The organism is Pedomonas sp. V897 (assembly GCF_051304405.1).
Lineage (GTDB): Bacteria > Pseudomonadota > Alphaproteobacteria > Sphingomonadales > Sphingomonadaceae > Pedomonas.
In genome coordinates, this window is the sequence record NZ_JBPPGG010000003.1 from 65,780 (window position 1) to 81,461 (window position 15,682).

Genomic DNA, 15,682 nt, shown 5'->3' on the forward strand with positions numbered 1-15,682 from the left:
TGCCAGACAATGATCCGTAAAGCCCCGTTTCTCGCCCTGCTCCTGCTTCAGGCCTGTGCCCCCTCGGGCCCGCAAGAGGAGGCTCGGGGCACGGACGAGACTGCGGCGCAGGCCGGGGCGGTGGTGCTGGACGAGGAGGGCGGTGCCCTCAATTATCATTATTCCTGGCCCGCCGAAGCCGTTGCCATTCCTGCCCTCCATGCGCAACTCCAGGCGGATGCGGAGGCCCTGAAGCATGAAGCGCTGACGGCGGCGCAGCACGATCAGGAGGGCAGGGCGGAGGCCGGCTTTCCGTTCCATCCGCACGAACTGACCAAGTCCTGGAAGGTGGAAGGCGAGGGCAAGCGCCTGCTCGCGTTCCGGGGCGAGTTCTATGAATTCACCGGCGGCGCGCATGGCTTGTCGGGCTTCCAGGCCATTCTCTGGGACAAGGCGAACAATCGCGCCATCGAGGCCCTCGACCTGTTCGCGGACAAGCCGCAGGCGACGGCGCTGCTGGAGCAGGCCTTCTGCCCGGCGTTGAACGCCGAGCGCGCCGAGCGGCGGGGCGAAGCGGTGCCGCCCCCCTCCGGGCCGGACGACTGGATGAACGGTTGCCCCGCGCTTGCCGAACAGGTGCTCATCCCCGGCGCGGTCAGGGACGGGGCGTTCACGGCCCTGCACGTGCTGATCGGTCCCTACACGGCCGGCCCCTATGCGGAGGGCACCTACGAGATCGCCCTGCCGCTGATGCCCGCACTGGTCGGCCTCGTGCGCCCCGAATATGCGCAGGAGGTGGCGGCGGGCCAATGAGGCCTCCCCCGGCCCGCTCTTGCTTGTCCTGCTTCCGAATATCGTATACGAAATAGGCAATGGACAGCGCGTCAGCGCTTCCGGCAGGGGCAACGGCACAGGGGGAGACGTCGATATGGGCAAGGCTGCGGGGCAGGGGGTACGGCGTCTTTGTCTGGCCCTTCTCGTATCGGCTACTGCGTTTTCCGGCGCGCCGGCACTGGCGGCGGAGCCCGCCGGTGATCTCCATGCCGTTGTCAGCGAATACGAGGCGCTGTCGGGATCGGGAGGCGGGAACACCGCCTGGCCGGACGTCAGCGCCGCGGCGGCCGAGCGGCGGGTCAAGGCCTATGGCGCGCTGCGGGAGCGTCTGGCCGCGCTGCCGGCCGATGCGCTCAATGAACAGGACCGCCTGACAAGGGAACTGCTCGACGATCAGCTCGCCCTCCTCATCGAGGAGGCGCGGTTCGATGAGGCGCGCATTCCCTTCAACAATGGCGACGGCTTTTTCAACACGGCCAACTATGCCGCCCAGACCACGGTGATCCGCAACGAAGCGGACGCGCGGGCCTGGATCGCGCGCCTCAAGGCGCTGCCTGCCTACTATGACGCCCAGATCGCCAACATGCGGCGGGGCATCAAGACCGGTTTCACCCAACCGCGCCCCACGGTTGAGTCCGTGCTCCAGATCGTGCGCATCGCGGCGGAGCAGCCGGTGGCGGAAAGCCCGCTCCTGAAGCCGCTCGCGGCCATGCCGGCGACGATCCCGGCACCGGTGCGCGAGGCGCTTTCGGCCGAAGCGCATGCCGCCGTGCGGGATGCGGTCAAACCGGCGCAGCGCGCGCTCGTGACCTTCGTCGAGAAGGAATATCTGCCCAAGGCGCGGCCTGCGCTTGGCGCCTCCACCCTGCCGGATGGCAAGGCCTATTATGCCTTTGCCGTCCGCCGCTCCACCACAACCACGCTGACGCCCGATGAGGTGTTCGCCCTGGGTGAGGCGGAGATCGCCCGCATCCGCACGGAGATGGAAGCGGCGATGCGGGAGACCGGGTTCCAAGGCGATCTCAAGTCTTTCCTCGAATATCTTCGGACGGCGCCTGAATTCTATGTGCCGGATCTGCAGACCTATCTCGAGAAGGCAAGCGAGATCGGCAAACGCGTCGATTACCTGCTGCCCCAGTGGTTCCGAACCCTGCCGCGCCTGCCGTGGGGCATTCGCGTCAAGCCGCCGGAGATGGAAGCGTCTTCGGGAGGCTACAACCTCGGCGATCCGGTTGCGGGCATTTCCGGCGCGGTCGTGGTCAGCCGCAATTCCTACCAGGGGCCGCTGTTCAGCCTGCCGGCCTGGATGATCCATGAGGGCGTGCCCGGGCATCATCTCCAGATCGCGCTTGGGCAGGAGCGGCTGGACCTGCCGGAATTCCGGCGCCGTGACGACATCACCGCGTTTGTCGAGGGATGGGCGCTCTATGCGGAGCGGCTCGGCGGGGAGATGGGTCTCTACCGCACGCCCTATGAGCGCTTCGGCCAGCTCTCCTTCGAGATGTGGCGCGCCTGCCGTCTGGTGATGGATGTGGGATTGCACTGGAAGGGCTGGACGGCGGAGCAGGCGGAAAGCTGCCTGCGCGACAATACGGCGTTGCCGGAACGCGTCGTCCGGGGCGAGACGCAGCGTTACATTTCCTGGCCGGGCCAGGCGCTCGCCTACAAGGTGGGCGAGATCAAGATCGTCGAACTTCGCAAGCGCGCCGAGGCCGCGCTCGGGCAGGATTTCGATATCCGGGAGTTCCACGACCTGCTGCTGGTAGACGGCCCGATGCCGCTCTCGGTGGTCGAGCGGCGCGTGGACACGTGGATTCAGCAAAAACAGGGAAAAGCCGGGAGGGTTTCCCGATAGGCGCGGGAGGCGCGCTTTCCTGAGCACGCCGATTTGGGCCTGGGGAGTGGGGGGAGGGGAACTCCCCAGGCCCGCTCGGGCGGCGCCGCGCGACCTGCGCTACGGCGCCACGGGGGGGCTCTTAGAACCCTTCGAGCACGATCTTGCCGCGCGCCTTGCCGGTTTCGATCAGGGCATGCGCCTCCTTGAGATTCGCGGCATTGATCGGGGAGAGCACCTTGGTCAGCGTGGTGCGGATCTTGCCCGCATCCACCAGCCGTGAGACCTCGTTCAGCAGCTTGCCCTGCTCGGCGATGTCGGCCGTCTCAAAAATCGCGCGGGTGAACATCAACTCCCAGTGGATCGAGACCGACTTGCGCTTGAAGCCCAGCACGTCCAGCGTCTCGGGATCATCGATCAGACCGAAACGACCCTGCGGCGCGATCAGGGCCTGAATCGCCGCGATGTGGCGGTCGGTGTTGGTGGTCGAGAACACGAACGCCGGGGCGCCGATGCCAAGCGCTTCGATTTGCGCGGCCAGATCGCGGTTATGGTCGATCACATGATGCGCGCCGAGTTCGCGGACCCACTCCTGCGTTTCCGGACGCGACGCCGTGGCGATCACCGTCAGGTCGGTGAGGGCCCGGACAAGCTGGATGGTGATGGAGCCCACGCCGCCCGCGCCGCCAATGATCAGCACCGCGTTTGCCGCGCCCGGCACCGGGCGGCGGATGTCGAGCCGGTCGAACAGCATCTCCCATGCGGTGATGGCGGTCAGCGGCAGGGCTGCGGCCTCCGCGTTCGACAGGGATTTCGGCTTGTGCCCGACGATCCGGGCATCAACCAGATGGTACTGGCTGTTGGCGCCAGGACGGGTGATCGAGCCCGCATAGAAAACCTCGTCGCCCACCGCAAAGCCCTCGGCCGCCGGGCCGACCTCGACAACGCGGCCGACAGCATCCCAGCCGAGCACTTTCCATCCGTCCCCTTCGGGCGCGGCGGCCTTGCGGACCTTGGTGTCGACGGGGTTCACGGAAATCGCGGCGACCTCAACGAGCAGGTCATGACCCGTGGCGCTGGGGCGCGGCAGATCGATGTCCTGCAGGGAGTCGGGGCGCCCGATGGGTCCGGGAACCTTGTAGCCGATGGCTTTCATGATCGTGCTCCGTATCGTGGTTGTGGTGGAGCAGATTTGCGACTACATTCAGTCAGGCGCAATACGCACAAAGAACGCATATAGTATCAAGATATGTACTTAGTATCAAAAAGGATACTGTCATGGCCAAACCCCATCATTCCCGATTTGATTGCACGCCTGGATGCTCGGTCGAGGCGGCGATCGGACTGATCGAGGGCAAGTGGAAGTCGATCATCCTGTGGCATCTGCTGTCCGGCACGCTGCGGTTCAACGAGATCCGCCGGCACGTGAAGAACTGCACGCCCCGGATGCTGACGAACCAGCTGCGCGAGATGGAGGCGGACGGGCTGATCATCCGCACGGTCTATGCCGAGGTGCCGCCGAGGGTGGAATATTCCCTCTCCGACCTGGGCCGCACGATGGAGCCGATCCTGCGGGCCCTCAAGGAGTGGGGAGACGCCCATATCGGGCTTTATGGCAAGCCGGTGGGGTATGATCCCCGCGAGGCGGCCTGACGGAATCGCGCGTCCGGTTCAGCGCGCCAAAACGCGGGCGGGGAGGGGCCTTGAAAAAAAGGCCTTACCCCTGATGCCTGGCCCTCGGCCCGATTTCGGAAATCGTTCCGTTGCAGCACGCAATGGCCACCGCGTGCGAGACGTTCCGCGCGCCCAGCCGGTCGCACGCCTCCTTCAGGTACTGGCGCACGGTATAGGGGGAAAGGCCCAGCGACGTTGCGGTTTCCTCGGCGGTTGCGCCTTGTGCGGCATGGTACAGGCAATCGATCTGGCGGGTGGTCAGCAGCGGCATGGGCTCGGGGTTCTTGGTTGAGTTGACACGGTCCAGCCGGTCAATGAACTGGTTGGCCAGCGCTTGCAGGGCCGGCCCGTAACGCTTGATGCTCTCGGAGCATTTCTCTGAATTGTCCGCCGCCCAGACGAGGGCCGCCACGCGCCCCCGGGAGCGATGAAGCGGGATGCACGCGAAGGCTTCGACGTGCATCTCCAGCATTGCTTCCCGCAACAATCTTTGCTCGCTCGCAAGGCGCGTCCAGATTCGCCAGCTATCCCTTTCATCGATCGCGAAGGGGCCATCGCGGCTCTGGCAGATCGTGTACATGGGGTGGCGATGGGTGAAGGGCAGATCCGCCAGCTGATCCATCAGCCCGGCCGGCCAGCCGACGTGCTCCAGCAGGCGGCGGCCATCGCCACCGGTCGCGCAGCGGTTATCCGCCACGTCCTCGGCAAACGCCGGCCGACCGAAACCGGCGCTGGCGCCCGCCTCCATCAAGAGCTGCAACGCGTCGTCCAGGCCATCGACCTTGCTCATCCGGTCGACGCTTTGCCAGATCACTGCCTCAGCCACTGGGCCGGGCATGGCCGGACGAGAGCGAGAGGCGGTTTCGCCACCTGCGTTCATTATCCTTCTCCCCAATTTGAGGGATAGTTGATCCGCGGCGTCGTGGTTAGCTCAACAAAAGAACAGAAATGGGGGCCACGATGCTGGACGAGTTGATCGCTCGCGAGCGAATTCGTCAACTGAGACTTGACTACTCTGCCTGCTACGACAGTTGGGATTTTGACGCCCTGGCGGACCTGTTCTGCGAGGATGCCGTGTGCAGCTATCCGGCTGCCTTCGGCGGCTCGGTCCGGGGGCGCGAGGCCATTGTGGCCTACATGAAGCGCTGGGCGGACGAGAGCCGGGCGCCGTTCGATGCCATCCATCTGGTCGCCAACCACAGTGTGACCTTCGAGAGTCCGACCAAAGCCAGCGGCCAGTGTTATCTGCTCGACTGGCTCACCCGCCAGTTCGAGGGCTCGCAACTTCAGACCATTGGCGGACACGGCAACCCCCTTTTGCTCATTGGACGATACCGCGACCAATACGTCCTCGAAGAAGACGGAAAATGGCGCTTCGCAAGCGTCGCATTAGATGCCTTTTGGCCAGTTCGGGAGATGATGTAGTGCTGCGCCTCAACAATAAAAATCTGGAAAATTCGGTGTTTGCGTCCCCAATTTCGTTCAAGGCGTTTCTGCTGGTCAGCGCATTGGCTGTGCCCAATGCCGCTCTGGCTCAAACCGGCAGCGCGTCCGGGCAGGACCAGGGCGCGCAGGTGGAGATGATCGGCGATATCGTCGTGACGGCCCAGCGCCGCAGCGAGCGTCTGCGTGATGTGCCGCTGACGATCAGCGCCCAGAATGCGGAGATGCTGCTGAACGCGGGCGTCAGCAACCTGCGCGAGCTTGGCGTTGCCGTCCCCGGTCTGAACTTCACCACCAACGGCACCTTTGCCCAGCCGACGATCCGCGGCGTGCAGACCACCGTCAGCCAGGCCGGTGCGGACTCGCCGGTGGCGATCTATGTGGATGGTCTCTACCAGTCCAACCAGCTCGGCAATCTTTTTGACCTGCCGGATATCGAGCGCGTCGAAGTGCTGAAGGGCCCGCAGGGAACCCTGTTCGGCCGCAACGCAACGGCGGGCGCGGTCGTCATTCACACGCGCGACCCGGAATTCAAGACCTCCGGTTACGTTGAAGCCACCGGCGCCCGCTACATCAGCAAGGAAGCCAATGACTCCAATGCCTTTGGCGTGCGCGGCTTCCTGACGACGCCGCTCAGCGACACGCTGGCGGTGAGTGTGTCCGGCTTCTACGAACACGTTGACGGCTATCTCAACAATCTGGTGACGGGCGAGGGGACCGGCCGGATCAACAAGTGGGATCTGCGCGGCAAGGTGCTCTGGCAACCGTCGTCCGTGACCCGGCTGATCTTCACCGCCTCCTACGGCAAGCGCAGGGATGATGCCGCTGCGGCGACCACGCCGCTCAACGGCAACAGCTCCGCCCGGTTCTACCCCGATGCGATCGTGCCGAACGGCCCCTATGACGTGGCGAGCGAACTTGCCCATGGCGTGTCGCCCGCGCGCGACAGCCACCTGATGCTCTCGCTGCGCACCGAGTTCGAGATCGAAGGCGCCGGTACGCTCAGCACGACAACCGGTTACACCCGCACCAACGCCCGCACCACGGCTGACGTCGAGGCGGCCTATTCGCCCTCCTGCCTCGCGGCCTTCGGGTGCATTCTCTACGATCTGGGCTACCCGAGCCGGACCTGGCAGCATGAAATGATCTTTGCGTCAGAGCCGTTCGGCCCTGTCAGCTTCACGACCGGTCTGTTCCTGTATCACGACCGCGCCTTCCAGATCTCGAACATCAACCCGCCCCTGCGGCCGGATGGCTCGATTGACCGCTCGGTCTTCAGCCCGGTTTATATCGAAGGGCGCATCCGCACCCAGGCGCTCGCCGCCTTTGGCGAGGCCAACCTTCAGGTCACGGACCGCCTGAAGCTGATCGGCGGCGTGCGCTACAGCTGGGAAGAAAAGGAAGGCATGGGCCGCTTCGCGCCGACCGGTGACCTGTTCCGCTACCCGACGACCGGGGTTCCCAGCTGGACTTCCTGGACGCCGCGCTTCAGCGTCCTGTTCGAGGCGACGCCCGAAATCAACCTTTATGCGACCTATTCGAAGGGCTTCAAGAGCGGCGTGCTTGACGCAACCGCTCTGACCGACGACGTTGCCGATCCCGAGAACCTGTCCTCGATCGAAGCCGGTCTCAAATTCGCGAAGTCGGGCCTGCGCTTCAATCTCTCGGCCTTCCACTACGACTACAAGAACCTGCAACAGCAGTTCTTCAATGGCCAGCGGACCATTCTGGCCAATGCCGCCAACGCGAAGCTCTACGGCCTCGAGTTCGATGGCAACGTGGTGCTGGGTGGGGGCCTCGACCTGTCGGTTTCCGGCTCGTGGCTGCCGCACGCCAAGTTCAAGGATTTCGTGGGCGCGACGGCGTTTGCGCTCCCGAATTCGGCCTTCGGCATGCCGCAGATCGTCATCGACGCCTCCGACTCCCGGATGCTCAAGGCACCGAAGTTTACGGGCACCGTGGCGCTGCACTGGGCAGGGACCATCGGCGGCGGGGAGGCGGACGTCAACCTCAACGCCTACTACTCCTCCAAGCTGGACTGGGATCTTCTGCGTCGCGTGCAGACGAAGGAGTATGTCCTGCTGAACGCCTCGATCGGCTACCGGCCTGCCGGCGGACCGCTGCGCTTCGAGGTCTACGGCAAGAACCTGACCGACGTGCAGTACATCGGCGGCACCGTTCTCGCCGCCAACGCAGACGCCGTGGTGTACGCGCCGCCGCGTCAGATCGGCCTGCGTGGTCGCTACGAGTTCTGATGTCGCGTTCCGGCGTCACCGCTTTTGACGGTGGTGACGCCGGGCGATGCTCTGGAAGGAGGGCGCTTGTGATCAGACTGGATGGCAATGTTGCAATCATAACCGGTGCCGCGCGGGGCCAGGGTGCCGCAACGGCGCGGCTCTTCGCCGAGGCCGGTGCGCGGGTCGTGTTGTGCGATGTGCTGGAGGAGGAGGGGCGCGCGACGGCCGCCGCAATTGGCGCTGCCGCTGAATTCCGCCGGCTCGATGTGAGCGATTCCGCTGGCTGGGCCGCTGTTGTCAGCGATGTGGAAGCGCGTCACGGCGGACTGGATATTCTGGTGAACAACGCGGCGGTGACCGATGCCACGCCGTTTCTCGACGTGGCGCCGGACCATATCGAGCGGCTGATGGCGATCAACGCGCTTGGCGCCTACAAGGGCATGCAGGCGGTGATCCCTGCGATGATCCGGCGCGGTGGCGGCGCGATCGTCAACATCTCGTCGGTCAGCGGTTTGCGCGGCACCGGCGGCACCTCCGCCTATGATGCCACCAAATGGGCGATGCGCGGCTTCACCAAGTCGGCGGCACTGGAGTTCGCGGACAAGGGCATCCGGGTCAATTCGGTGCACCCGGGCGCGATTGATACGCCCATGCTCAATCCCTCCGGCGGCGATACGTCGGACATCGCCCGGGATTTCAACATCCCCATGGGCCGTGTCGGCCGTCCCGAGGAAGTTGCCTACGCGTCGCTGTTTCTGGCAAGTGACGCCGCTTCCTACATTTCGGGTGCGGAACTCGCCGTTGACGGGGCCTGGACAGCCGGGGTCTATCTGGGCGGAATCGAGAAGTTCCGGTAAGCTTCGGTGCGGCAGGGGTCGGAGGCAACGGTCTCCGGCCTCTGCCTCCGAAGATTGGGAAAGACCGTATTTTACATAATCAGCATTACACGTTTTAAGGCACTACTGCATTAAGTCGCTATTGCAAAGCTTAACATTTCTTTCCGACCCCAAAGGAAAACTAATTTTATTGCGCCCTGTCGACACATTAAATCTCAGGCGGCATGGCAGGTACGAAACCACTCCGGATATGCCAGACGGCCAGGCACGGCTCTTGCCGCCGGGTGGACGATGCGCCCCGTCCGGGCGCTTGCCGTGCGCCTCGAAAACAGTGGCCGGCAGGGCAATTGGGATATGAGTGAGCAGATCCGGACGCAGGCCGGCAGCCTGCGGAAGCGCCATTGGCCGTCGTTCGGCGTTCAGGTTGCCATTGGCATGGCGACGGGCCTGGGCCTTGGGTTGCTGGTCCGGGCTGCGGGGGCCGAGAGCGGAGCCGTCCAGGGGCTGGCACGCACACTGGAGACCATCGGCGCCATCTATATCCAGCTGCTCAAGGTGCTGGTTGGCCCGCTTGTGTTCGGGGCGATCGTCGCCAGCATCGCCGCATTGCGCGAGGTGGCGGATGCGGCGCGGCTGGCCTGGCGCACCCTTGCCTGGTTCGCCATCACCTCCATGATTGCGGTGACGATCGGCCTGGCGCTGGGTCTTCTGCTCGAACCCGGCGCGCGGACGACCGTTGCCGCCAGCGCCGCCGCCGCGCCCGGCACGGTCGGCAGCTGGCTGGACTTCCTCAAGGGCCTGATCCCCGCCAATTTCCTCGGGCTCTCTGCCGCGACCAAACAGGCGGGCGAGACCCTCTCGACCTCCCTCTCCTTCAACGTGCTCCAGATCATCGTGCTCGCCATCACGGTGGGGGCAGCCGCCGTGCGTGTCGGCGAGGCCGCCGAGCCGTTCCTGCGCTTCAACGCCTCGTTTCTGGCCATTACCCGGCGCATCCTGCGGTGGGTCATCCGTCTGGCGCCGATCGGCACCGCCGGCCTCATTGGTGACGCCGTGGCGCGCTATGGCTGGGAGTCCCTGGCGGCGCTGGGCTGGTTCGCGGCCGCCGTCTACATCGGGCTGCTGCTGGTTCTGCTCGTGGTCTATCCGGCGCTGCTGGCGATCAATGGCCTCAGCCCGCTTCGCTTCTTCCGCATCAGCTGGCCCGCGATCCAGCTCGGCTTCGTCTCGCGCTCGTCCGTCGGCACTCTGCCCGTGACGGAAACCGTCGTCGAGCGCCTGGGCGTCCCGCGCTCCTATGCGGCCTTTGCCGTCCCGCTCGGCTCGACAACCAAGATGGACGGCTGCGCGGCAATCTACCCGGCAATCGCGGCGCTGTTCGTCGCCCAGTATTACGGGATTCCGCTGGGCCTTGGAGATCTTGTGCTGATCGCTCTGGTCTCGGTGCTGGGCTCGGCCGCCACGGCGGGTCTGACGGGCGCTGTCGTCATGCTGACCCTTACCCTCTCGACACTCGGCTTGCCGCTGGAGGGCGCGGGGCTGCTGCTCGCCATCGATCCCATTCTCGACATGGGACGGACGGCGGTCAACGTGGCAGGCCAGGCGCTCGTGCCGACGATCGTCGCCCGGCGGGCGGGCCTCCTTGAGGACGATGGCGCCCCTGCCCTCGAAGTCAACGAGGTGCTCTAGCCGCTCCTTCGAAGTGCTGGCGAAACCACGCGGCAGCAAGGTCGATGACCCGGTCCAGCGTACCCGGTTCCTCGAACAGATGCCCCGCCCCCGGCACGATCACCAGGTCCACCGCGCCGCGCATGTGTTTCATGGCGGCCCGGTTCAGTTCGATGACCGGTTCGTCCCGGCCGCCGACGATTAGCAAGGTGGGCGCCCGCACGCGCTCCAGCGCGTCCGCGCCGGCGAGATCGGGACGCCCGCCCCGCGAGACAACCGCCGCGACGGGCGGATCCGGCGACGCAGCCGCCAGCAGCGCCGCCCCTGCCCCCGTGCTGGCGCCGAAATACCCGAGCGTCAGTCCCCGCGTGTCCGGGTGCTGCCCTGCCCAGCGGGCCGCCGCGATCAGGCGCGATGACAGCAGGGCGATATCGAACACGTTGGCGCGCACTTTCTCCTCATCGACCGTCAACAGGTCGATGAGGAGCGTCGCCAGTCCTTCCCGTCTCAGGCCTTCGGCGACGTGCGTGTTGCGCGGGCTGTGCCGCCCGCTCCCACTTCCATGGGCGAAGATGACGAGCCCCCGGGCGCCCTCGGGCACGCCGAGGAGGCCCTTCAGTTCGAATGGCGCATCCAATGGCGCGATGGTGACGGCCTCGGAGCCGTTCGCAACCGGTCTCGACATTCTATCGCCTCGCATGGCGCTGGGTCCCGGAAAGGCGTGTGCCGCGCGCCTCCCTTGAGGACGCACGGCACCACTCTCCCGCCTGTCGAACCGGCAATTGCCGCGCGGGTTCCGGCCGCCATGGTCTGAGCCAGCCGTGGTTCTGGCCAGGCGGCCGGAGGCCCGTTGTCTCCTCAGCGCCCGATCAGGTGACGGACGTGAGCAGCGGCAGCAACGGCGCGCGGCTGTAGGTCCTGATATCCTCGATCTCGATGGTGGGACTGGTTGTGCCGTCCCAGGCTTCATGCGCCCGCTTCCAGACCGCGAACAACCCCATGATATGGGGCGGGTCGCCATGGATTTCGGTAAACCCGCCGTTGAGGGAGCGGGTGTCGAAATAGGCGGCATTCACCTCATCCGCATAGAGTTCGGTTGCCAGTTCGAACCCCATGTCGAGCCAGCGCTGGCGCTCGGCGGCGAAGTCCGAGACCAGATAGGCGATGTGGTGGAAGCCCTCCTCCCCTGCCGCATACATGTCGCGGTAGATGGACGGCTTGTCGTCGTGCTGCTCGATGAACTGGATCATCGTGTCCCCGAGGTAGCCAAAGGCATAGGAGACATCCGCCTCGATGTGCCGTCCGCGATAGGAGAACTCGTCCGTCTTGTGATGCCGGACCATGAAGAACGGCCCTGCCCCGAAGGCCTTTGCCCATTGCCGCGCAGCCTCATCGATGCTGGAGACAAAATAGGCCTGCTGGAACAGTGTACGTTTCTGAATCATGCAACATGTCCTTCTGGTCTTGCCTGCCTGCTGGCAGGACAAGGGGTTGGCTGCCTTTCCTCAATCAGTACTCAAAGCCCAGCTGCACACCGAACACGCGGGGTTCGCGCGGCGTTGCATAGGCCCACAGCGGCGGGAAGGTCGCCACGGTGAAGGCGAAGCTGGGACCACGGTCGTCCAGAACGTTCCGCACGAAGCCGGTCAGGCGTCCCCGACTCTTGCCGTTGCCCACGGGGAAGGCCAGCGACACGCTGAGATCGAGCAGGTTCTGCGGGTCGGAGCGGACGCGCGGATCGTTGCGCGGCACCGGAACCACGCTGGTGCCGTTCGGATCGGCCAGCAGCCCTGGATAGAGCGACGGGTCCGGCGCGATCTGCTGATCGTAGGGCGAGAGATAGCGGTAACCGGCGGTGAAGGTCAGCGTCGTCTCGCCTTCCAGACGCACCACATATTCGCCGTTCAGCGAGAGGGTCCACTTGGGCGCAAAGATGGGATTGACCTTCGAGAAGTCGAATACCCGCGTGATGATGCTGGCATCGGCGAGCGTGACCGGCTGCTCGACCAGGAAGCCGCGGAAGCTGGCGTCCGTATAGCCAACGGAAGCCCGGAAGGTGAGGTCATCGATCGGCTGGACGGTCAGGTCCGCCTCGATGCCCTTGATCTTGGCGCCCGCCGCGTTGGTGACGATGGTCTCGTTGCCCTGCCCGCCCGCAAGGGTGATGGTGGAGGACTGCTGGATGTCCTTGTAGTCGGTATAGAAGCCGGCGATGTTCAGCGACACGGCCCGGTCGAGGAAGGTGCTCTTGAGGCCCAGCTCGTAGCTGTCCACCGTCTCGGGATCATAGGGCGTGCTGGCCGAATAGACGGTCAGGCCGCGACCATTGAAGCCGCCCGATCGATAGCCCCGCGACCAGGTGCCGTAGACCATCATGTCGTCGTTCGGTCGGTAGTCGAGGGTGACCTTCGGCGTGAACTTGCTCCAGGATTCCTTGGCCGCACCGGAATAGAGGAACGGGTTGCGATAGGCCTTCTTGTCGTGGGTGAAGCGGCCACCGCCGGAGAGGCGCAGCTGCGGGGCGAACTCCCAGTTCATGTCGAGGAACGCCGCGTAGGACTCTGATTTGCCGCGCGTATCCTGTGCACCCGCGAAGGCGCCGAAGACCGTGGTCTCCTGATACAGCCGGTATTTGCTGACGAAATAGTAGAGACCGGAGACAAAGTCGAACGTGTCCGTCAACTGGCCGCTGGCGCGGAATTCCTGGCTGAACTGGTGGTATTTCTGGTCGCGGTCCGCAATGTAGAGGCCGGGCTCGCCCAGATCGAAGATCTGACGTTCCTTGCTCTCGCGATAGGAGGAGACGGAGTCGAACCGGAGCGGGTCCGTATCCAGGCTCATTTCCAGCGTCGCCGCCTTGGCGCGGTATTTGCCGCGGGAGTCGATTGCGCGGAACACCTCGTAGATGTCGTCGGTCTTGTTGCGATTGCAGGCTTCGGCCGGCACGAAGCTGCAGAACACGTCGCCCGTCTGCATCAGGGAGCCGAAGTAGGAGTCAAAGCGCTGATCCTGTTCTTCGAGGGTCAGGATCGCCTCGAAGTTGTCCGTCGGCGTCAGCAGGAAGGTTGCGCCGAAGTTTTCGCTGTTGTTCCGGCCGAGCCGTTCGCGGGTGAAGGCGTCGCGCATGTAGCCGTCGGTTTGCTGGTGGAACTCGAACAGCTTCACCGCCAGAACGTCCTCGACCAGCGGAATGTTCAGCACGCCGCGCAGGCCGATGGTGTCATAGGAGCCATAGCTGGCCTCGAGCTTGGCGCCCCACTCTCCGGTCGGACGGGTTCTGCGGATGTTGATCACGCCGGCGATGGTGTTGCGGCCGAACAGCGTGCCCTGCGGACCGCGGAGAATTTCGATCGATTCAATGTCGAAGAAGTCGAGGAACTGGCCCGTCGAGGTGCCGATATAGACGCCGTCCACGTTCACGCCGACGGCCGGGTCGAAGCTCTTTTCCACGTCGGCGAAGGCGATGCCGCGGATGGCGATGTTGGCGGTCGAGGCGCCGGTCGGCTGCTGGGTGATGAGAACGTTGGGTGCCGCGCCTTGCAGGTCGCCGATGTTCATCGTCGCCTTGGCTTCCAGCATGCTCGGCTGCAAGGCCGTCACGGCGACCGGCGTTGTTTGCAGCGTCTCATCGCGCCGGCGCGCCGTGACGATGATTTCATTGGCGGTCAGTTCACTGACGGTGGGCGCGGAGTCCGTCGGAGCGGGCTGTTGCGCGAGGACGGCAAGTGGCCACGCGGCCATGCACGCGTGGCCGACAAGGCCACACGACAACACCTTCAACCTCATTGGCATTTCCTCCCATGTGAATTTGGCTCCGATTCGTGCCGGATGCCTTTTTTTGTTTATTGAAAGCGGTGTCCGAGCCGTCGCCAGGCCGCATTTATGCATCGGCCCCCTGCGCAGCGGGTGTCTCGACGTAATCGGAGAGCACCTGCTTGACCGCGAGCTCGGGCGGAACGTTGTCCGCGCCGATGCAGCGGTCGATTTCCTCATGAAGCCAGTAGATGCGCCGCTCCTGATAATTGATCATCATGCCGGTGAAGGCACCGGAATCCAGCGATGCCTGGATGGGCGCCAGGTTCATCATGTCTTCCTGGAGCACCGCATCGAAGATCGGGAGAAAACGGTCCCAGAATGCGGGACGGGGGCCGTCCTGCCAGTCCGGTCCAAGATAGATGGCCTCCATTTCCGTCTGCCGCAGGCCGCGCGGCCAGAACAGCAGGATCGGGAAGCCGGTCGGCTCCACCGGAGACACGAAGTTCGGGAAGATGTTGTAGGCGACGTTGTTGCGCCGGTAGAAATCCGGCATGGACGCAATGTCCGGCGCGCCTTCGAATTCCACGAAGTTCAGGCCCTTGTTCAGGTTCTTGCGGGTTGCCATGCGCGAATGGCCGCGCGGCATCAGCCCCATGGCGGATGCACGGCTGTTCAGCATGATGCCCGCATTGGTCGGATGGATGGTGTTGAGGTGGTAGACCTCAAGGAAGGCATCCACCGCTGCCTTCCAGTTGCAATCGATCAGGTAGGACTGGGTGTGGACGACCCGCAGGCCCTGAATGTCCACACAGGCCAGCTCGTCCACCAGAGGCCCCAGATATTCGCGCAAGGGTTCCGCATCGGGGTTCTGGTTGATGAAGACGAGGCCGTTCCAGACCTCGCAGCGGACTTCCACAAGCCCGCGCTCCCCCTTGTCGAGGCAAGCGAAATCGCGCTCGTCGGGCACGCCGATCAGATGGCCGTCCAGCCCGTAGGTCCAGCTGTGATACTGGCAGCGCAGCAGCGTGGTGCGGCCTTCCCGCTCGCGCACGACCGGCGCGCCCCGGTGCCGGCAGGTATTATAAAAGGCACGCAGCTTTCCGTCCTTGCCCCGGACGATCAGGATCGGCGCGCCGAGCTTGTCGAAAAGGCGGTACTGACCGACGGTGGTGAGCCCCTCCTCCGGCCCGGCGCAGATCCACGACCGCTTCCACACGTGGGCCTGTTCAAGGTCGTAGAAGTCCTCGCGCGTATACCGGCCTCCGGGAATCTCCGGCAGCGGCGGAAAACCCTCGGGAGGTTCCGTCCTGGCGCTTTCCCAGTCGATCCGCTGTTCAACGGTGGTGAACACATCGGTCATCAGGCCGCTCCTCGAGGTGTGGAACGTTTGAAACGTTCGAAAGTATCGGTGGCGCCATGAA

Annotated in this window: 13 protein-coding genes; 7 read left to right on the forward strand and 6 right to left on the reverse strand. The window is 64.7% G+C overall.

Going from position 1 to position 15,682, the window contains the following annotated elements:
- Positions 1 to 9 precede the first annotated feature (9 nt).
- Both ACSJJU_RS09380 and ACSJJU_RS09385 read left to right on the forward strand, forming a co-directional pair.
- On the forward strand, positions 10 to 792 hold the full coding sequence (locus ACSJJU_RS09380; RefSeq protein WP_435915125.1) for a DUF4163 domain-containing protein: 783 nt from the start codon (positions 10 to 12) through the stop codon (positions 790 to 792).
- Positions 793 to 907: 115 nt separating this feature from the next.
- Positions 908 to 2,668 carry a DUF885 domain-containing protein gene (locus ACSJJU_RS09385; RefSeq protein WP_435915126.1) on the forward strand — a complete coding sequence of 587 codons (1,761 nt, stop codon included), beginning with the start codon at positions 908 to 910 and terminating at the stop codon, positions 2,666 to 2,668.
- 121 nt (positions 2,669 to 2,789) lie between these two features.
- Here the strand turns inward: ACSJJU_RS09385 and ACSJJU_RS09390 are convergent, their stop codons facing one another.
- Positions 2,790 to 3,803 (reverse strand): zinc-binding alcohol dehydrogenase family protein, encoded by a 1,014-nt coding sequence (locus ACSJJU_RS09390; RefSeq protein WP_435915128.1) that lies wholly within the window; start codon positions 3,801 to 3,803, stop codon positions 2,790 to 2,792.
- A 122-nt stretch (positions 3,804 to 3,925) separates the two neighbouring features.
- On the opposite strand from ACSJJU_RS09390, the gene ACSJJU_RS09395 reads away from it, so the two are divergent.
- Positions 3,926 to 4,300: a winged helix-turn-helix transcriptional regulator gene (locus ACSJJU_RS09395; protein ID WP_435915129.1), complete on the forward strand. Its 375-nt coding sequence runs from the start codon at positions 3,926 to 3,928 to the stop codon at positions 4,298 to 4,300.
- 64 nt (positions 4,301 to 4,364) lie between these two features.
- Here ACSJJU_RS09395 and ACSJJU_RS09400 read toward each other — a convergent pair whose 3' ends face one another.
- Positions 4,365 to 5,111, reverse strand: a complete 747-nt coding sequence (locus ACSJJU_RS09400; RefSeq protein ID WP_435915130.1) for a helix-turn-helix transcriptional regulator — start codon at positions 5,109 to 5,111, stop codon at positions 4,365 to 4,367.
- Between the two features lie 170 nt (positions 5,112 to 5,281).
- On the opposite strand from ACSJJU_RS09400, the gene ACSJJU_RS09405 reads away from it, so the two are divergent.
- The 4 genes from ACSJJU_RS09405 to ACSJJU_RS09420 all read left to right on the forward strand — a co-directional run bounded on the left by ACSJJU_RS09405 (position 5,282) and on the right by ACSJJU_RS09420 (position 10,526).
- On the forward strand, positions 5,282 to 5,746 hold the full coding sequence (locus ACSJJU_RS09405) for a nuclear transport factor 2 family protein (RefSeq protein WP_435915131.1): 465 nt from the start codon (positions 5,282 to 5,284) through the stop codon (positions 5,744 to 5,746).
- A 35-nt stretch (positions 5,747 to 5,781) separates the two neighbouring features.
- Entirely contained in the window at positions 5,782 to 8,019 is a 2,238-nt protein-coding gene (locus ACSJJU_RS09410) for a TonB-dependent receptor (protein WP_435915133.1), read from the forward strand.
- Between the two features lie 68 nt (positions 8,020 to 8,087).
- A complete protein-coding gene (locus ACSJJU_RS09415; RefSeq protein WP_435915134.1) occupies positions 8,088 to 8,858 on the forward strand; it encodes an SDR family NAD(P)-dependent oxidoreductase in 771 nt (256 codons plus the stop codon).
- Positions 8,859 to 9,191: 333 nt separating this feature from the next.
- Positions 9,192 to 10,526, forward strand: coding sequence for a dicarboxylate/amino acid:cation symporter (locus tag ACSJJU_RS09420; RefSeq protein WP_435915135.1), 1,335 nt, complete (start codon positions 9,192 to 9,194; stop codon positions 10,524 to 10,526).
- Here the strand turns inward: ACSJJU_RS09420 and ACSJJU_RS09425 are convergent.
- From ACSJJU_RS09425 to ACSJJU_RS09440, 4 genes are all read right to left on the reverse strand, one after another.
- The gene (locus tag ACSJJU_RS09425; RefSeq protein ID WP_435915136.1) at positions 10,510 to 11,190 is read right to left on the reverse strand and encodes a dienelactone hydrolase family protein; all 681 of its coding nucleotides are present in this window, start codon (positions 11,188 to 11,190) and stop codon (positions 10,510 to 10,512) included. The two genes, ACSJJU_RS09420 and ACSJJU_RS09425, sit on opposite strands and share 17 nt — an antisense overlap.
- Positions 11,191 to 11,374: 184 nt before the next feature.
- Positions 11,375 to 11,950, reverse strand: a complete 576-nt coding sequence (locus tag ACSJJU_RS09430; protein WP_435915137.1) for a VOC family protein — start codon at positions 11,948 to 11,950, stop codon at positions 11,375 to 11,377.
- A 64-nt stretch (positions 11,951 to 12,014) separates the two neighbouring features.
- Entirely contained in the window at positions 12,015 to 14,291 is a 2,277-nt protein-coding gene (locus ACSJJU_RS09435) for a TonB-dependent receptor (RefSeq protein ID WP_435915138.1), read from the reverse strand.
- Positions 14,292 to 14,385: 94 nt separating this feature from the next.
- The gene (locus ACSJJU_RS09440; protein WP_435915139.1) at positions 14,386 to 15,621 is read right to left on the reverse strand and encodes an aromatic ring-hydroxylating oxygenase subunit alpha; all 1,236 of its coding nucleotides are present in this window, start codon (positions 15,619 to 15,621) and stop codon (positions 14,386 to 14,388) included.
- Positions 15,622 to 15,682: the final 61 nt, after the last annotated feature.